This window comes from Micromonospora sp. 4G55 (assembly GCF_016803375.1).
The window spans coordinates 1-3,687 of sequence record NZ_JAEVHN010000603.1 but is presented as its reverse complement, the minus strand read 5'-3'; the positions used below and the strand labels follow the sequence as shown (position 1 = coordinate 3,687).

General features: G+C 73.3%; 3 protein-coding genes. 1 reads left to right on the top strand and 2 read right to left on the bottom strand.

Annotated elements, in window-relative coordinates:
* A partial coding sequence (gene aspS, locus JNW89_RS30780) for an aspartate--tRNA ligase (protein ID WP_238451747.1) occupies positions 1–1,815 on the bottom strand: 1,815 nt, incomplete at its 3' end.
* A 154-nt stretch (positions 1,816–1,969) separates the two neighbouring features.
* On the opposite strand from aspS, the gene JNW89_RS30775 reads away from it, so the two are divergent.
* Positions 1,970–2,704, top strand: coding sequence for a DUF998 domain-containing protein (locus JNW89_RS30775; protein ID WP_238451746.1), 735 nt, complete (start codon positions 1,970–1,972; stop codon positions 2,702–2,704).
* 163 nt (positions 2,705–2,867) lie between these two features.
* On the opposite strand, the gene JNW89_RS30770 is transcribed toward JNW89_RS30775, so the two are convergent.
* A partial coding sequence (locus tag JNW89_RS30770) for a S1 family peptidase (RefSeq protein ID WP_238451745.1) occupies positions 2,868–3,687 on the bottom strand: 820 nt, incomplete at its 5' end.

The window sequence follows — 3,687 nt, the reverse complement described above, 5'->3', positions numbered from 1 at the left end:
GGGTCGGGTCAGACCGGGTCGGCCACCGGGGGCGGCCGGGCCGGCGGTGCCGGCGTGCACGCCCGTCGGCGCCTTGGGCTTGGCGTCGATGCCGGCCTCGGTGCGCTGCTCGGCGGTGATCGGCGTCGGCGCGCCGGTCAGCGGGTCGAAGCCGCCCCGGGTCTTCGGGAAGGCGATGACCTCGCGGATGGAGTCCGCTCCGGCGAGCAGCATGCAGACCCGGTCCCAGCCGAACGCGATGCCGCCGTGCGGCGGGGCGCCGTACTTGAACGCCTCCAGCAGGAAGCCGAACTTGTCCTGCGCCTCCTCCGGGGTGATGCCGAGCAGGTCGAAGACCCGCTTCTGCACGTCGCCCCGGTGGATACGGATCGAGCCGCCACCGATCTCGTTGCCGTTGCAGACGATGTCGTACGCGTAGGCCAGCGCCCGGTCCGGCGCTTCCTCGAAGCGGTCCACCCACTCGGCGTTCGGGGAGGTGAACGGGTGGTGCACGGCCGTCCAGCCGCCCTCGTCGGTGCGCTCGAACATCGGCGCGTCGACCACCCAGCAGAACGCCCAGGCGCTCTCGTCGATCAGGCCGGACCGCTTGGCGATCTCGATCCGGGCCGCGCCGAGCAGTTCCTGCGCCTCGCGGGTGTTGGTGCTGGCGGCGAAGAAGACCGCGTCGCCCGGCTTGGCGCCGACCGCGTCGGCGAGCCCGCCCAGGTGCTCGGCGGAGAGGTTCTTCGCCACCGGGCCGCGCGCCTCACCGGTCTCGGCGTCGAGCACCACGTACGCCAGGCCGCGCGCGCCGCGCGCCTTGGCCCAGTCCTGCCAGCCGTCCAGCTCCTTGCGGCTCTGCGCGGCGCCGCCCGGCATGACCACCGCGCCGACGTACCCGCCGGCGTCGATCGCGCCGGCGAAGACCCGGAACTCGGTGCCGCGCAGGTAGTCGGTCAGCTCGGTCAGCTCGACGCCGTAGCGCAGGTCCGGCTTGTCGGAGCCGTACCGGGCCATCGCGTCGTGCCAGGTGATCCGCGGGATCGGCCGGGAGATCTCGTGCCCGGCCAGGTCCTTCCAGAGCGTCGACACGATCGCCTCACCGAGGTCGATCACGTCGTCCTCGGTGACGAAGGACATCTCGATGTCGAGCTGGGTGAACTCCGGCTGCCGGTCGGCGCGGAAGTCCTCATCGCGGTAGCAGCGGGCGATCTGGTAGTACCGCTCCATGCCGCCGACCATCAGCAGCTGCTTGAACAGCTGCGGCGACTGCGGCAGCGCGTACCAGCTGCCGGGCTGGAGCCGGACCGGCACCAGGAAGTCGCGGGCACCCTCGGGGGTGGACCGGGTCAGCGTGGGAGTCTCGATCTCCAGGAAGTCCCGCTCGTGCAGCACGCCCCGGGCCAGCTGGTTGGCGCGCGAGCGCAGCCGCATCGCGTTGGCCGGGCCGCTGCGCCGCAGGTCCAGGTAGCGGTACTTGAGCCGGATGTCGTCGCCGGCCTCGACCTGGTCGTCGACCGGCAGCGGCAGCGGGGCCGCCTCGGAGAGCACCTCCAGCTCGGCGGCGGTCACCTCGATCTCGCCGGTGGGCAGCTCCGGGTTCTCGTTGCCCTCGGGCCGGCGGGTCACCTCGCCGGTGACCTTCACGCAGAACTCGTTGCGCAGCGCGTGCGCGTCCTCCTCGCGGAACACCACCTGGACCACGCCGGAGCCGTCGCGCAGGTCGACGAAGATGACACCGCCGTGGTCGCGCCGGCGGGCCACCCACCCGGCGAGCGTCACCGTCGAGCCGGCGTCCGCGGCGCGCAGGCTTCCGGCATTGTGGGTACGGATCACGGCTGGCAACTCCTCATCGTGGAACAGTCCTCACCGGCATTCTGTCAGGGGCGACAGTCGCTCCTCCCGGGCACCCGGCAGACCGGGCGATTCTTCGGTGGACGGACGAGCCAACTCCGGCTCGGCGGAGCGCCGGGGCGGTTACCGTGCTTGGATGCGCGCCGTACCGAACTGGGCCGTGGCCACCGCGGCGGCGGCACCCGCGCTGTTGATCACCGGCTGGACGGTCGCCGGCGCCCGGCAGCCCGCCGGCTACGACCCGATCCGGGACACCATCAGTGAGCTGGCGGGGCAGGAGGCCACCGACCCCTGGATCATGATCGGCTGTCTGGTGCTGCTCGGCTGCTGTTACCTGGCGACCGCCGCGGTCCTGCACGCGGCCGGGCTGCCCAGCCGCTTCCTGCTCGCCGTCGGCGGGATGGCCACCGTCGCGCTGGTCGCGTTTCCCCGGCCGACGGTCGGCGGTTCCCTCGGCCACGGCGTCGTCGCGACGGTGGCCGTCCTCGCCCTGTCGCTCTGGCCGGCCGGTTCGGCGCTGCGGCTGCCGCGCGGCCCGGACGTCGGGCACCCGGCCCAGTCGGAGCCACCCTGGGCGTTCCGCCGGGCGGTGGGGTTGAGCGTCACCGTGCTGCTGCTGAGCCTGTTCGGCTGGTTCGCGTTCGAGGTGACCGGAGGGTCCCGGACCGGGCTGGCCGAGCGGGTGACCGCGCTGGCCGTCGCCCTCTGGCCGCTGCTGGCGGTGCTCTCCGCCCGGCGGGCACACCTCGCGTGGGCCGCCGGTGGCGGCCGGCCCGTCACCGTGGACCGACGGGCGGCCGGTGCCGTGCCTCGGGGTCCCCGTCCCCCTGCTCGCGGACCCGCTCCTCGACGGCCTGGTCGGCTGCCCTGAGCCGACCGCCGCAGCGGGACGGCCGCGGCTTCTTCCTGCACGTGCCGTTCCCGCCGCCGGAGGACAGGGCCAGCACCATCGGCGTGCCCGGCGGCGGCCGGCCCGCCGGGGCACGCGACGCGGGCCGCCGGAATCCTCCGGCGGCCCGCTGGCGTGGGCTGGATCAGTAGACGCTGACGCCGTAGACGCTGAGCGCCTCGGTCACCGGCTGGAAGTAGGTGGTGCCGCCGGAGGAGCAGTTGCCGCTGCCGCCGGAGGTGAGGCCCAGCGCGGTGCTGCCGGCGAAGAGCGAGCCGCCGCTGTCGCCCGGCTCGGCGCACACGGTGGTACGGATCAGGCCGTAGACGCTCCCCTCGGCGTAGTTGACCGTCGCGTTGAGGGCGGTCACCGAGCCGCTGCGCACGCCGGTGGTGCTGCCGCTACGCCGGACGGTCTGGCCGACATACGCGTTGCCGGCGGCGGTGATGTCCTGGTAGCTGCCGTTGTAGAGGTAGACGTTGCCCGGCCGGGATACGGAGCTGTTGTCGTACCGGACGATGCCGTAGTCGTTGCCCGGGAAGCTGGTGCCGGTGCGCGGGCCGAGGTAGGTGGTCTGCGACGAGTTGGAGTACCAACTCGCCGAGATGTTGGTGCAGTGCCCGGCGGTCAGGAAGAACTGCGTACCGGCGCTGTTGCGCACGTTGAAGCCGAGCGAGCAGCGACCGCCACCACCGGCGTAGATCGCGTTGCCGCCGGAGATGCGGGTGCTGAGCACGCCGGTCTCGGACTCGACGCGCACCGCGCCACCGGTACGGGCGGCGGCGGCCTTGACCTTGTCCAGCTTGGCGCCGGTGACGGTGCTGTCGACCGAGACCACGACCTGGTTGGTGGCGGGGTCGGTCCACCAGGCGGTGCCCGGGATCTTCGCGGACCGCTCCAGTTCGGTGGTGGCGGCCTTCAGCGTGGCGGCGCCCCGGGTGACGAGCTTCGGGGTGGCGCCGGCG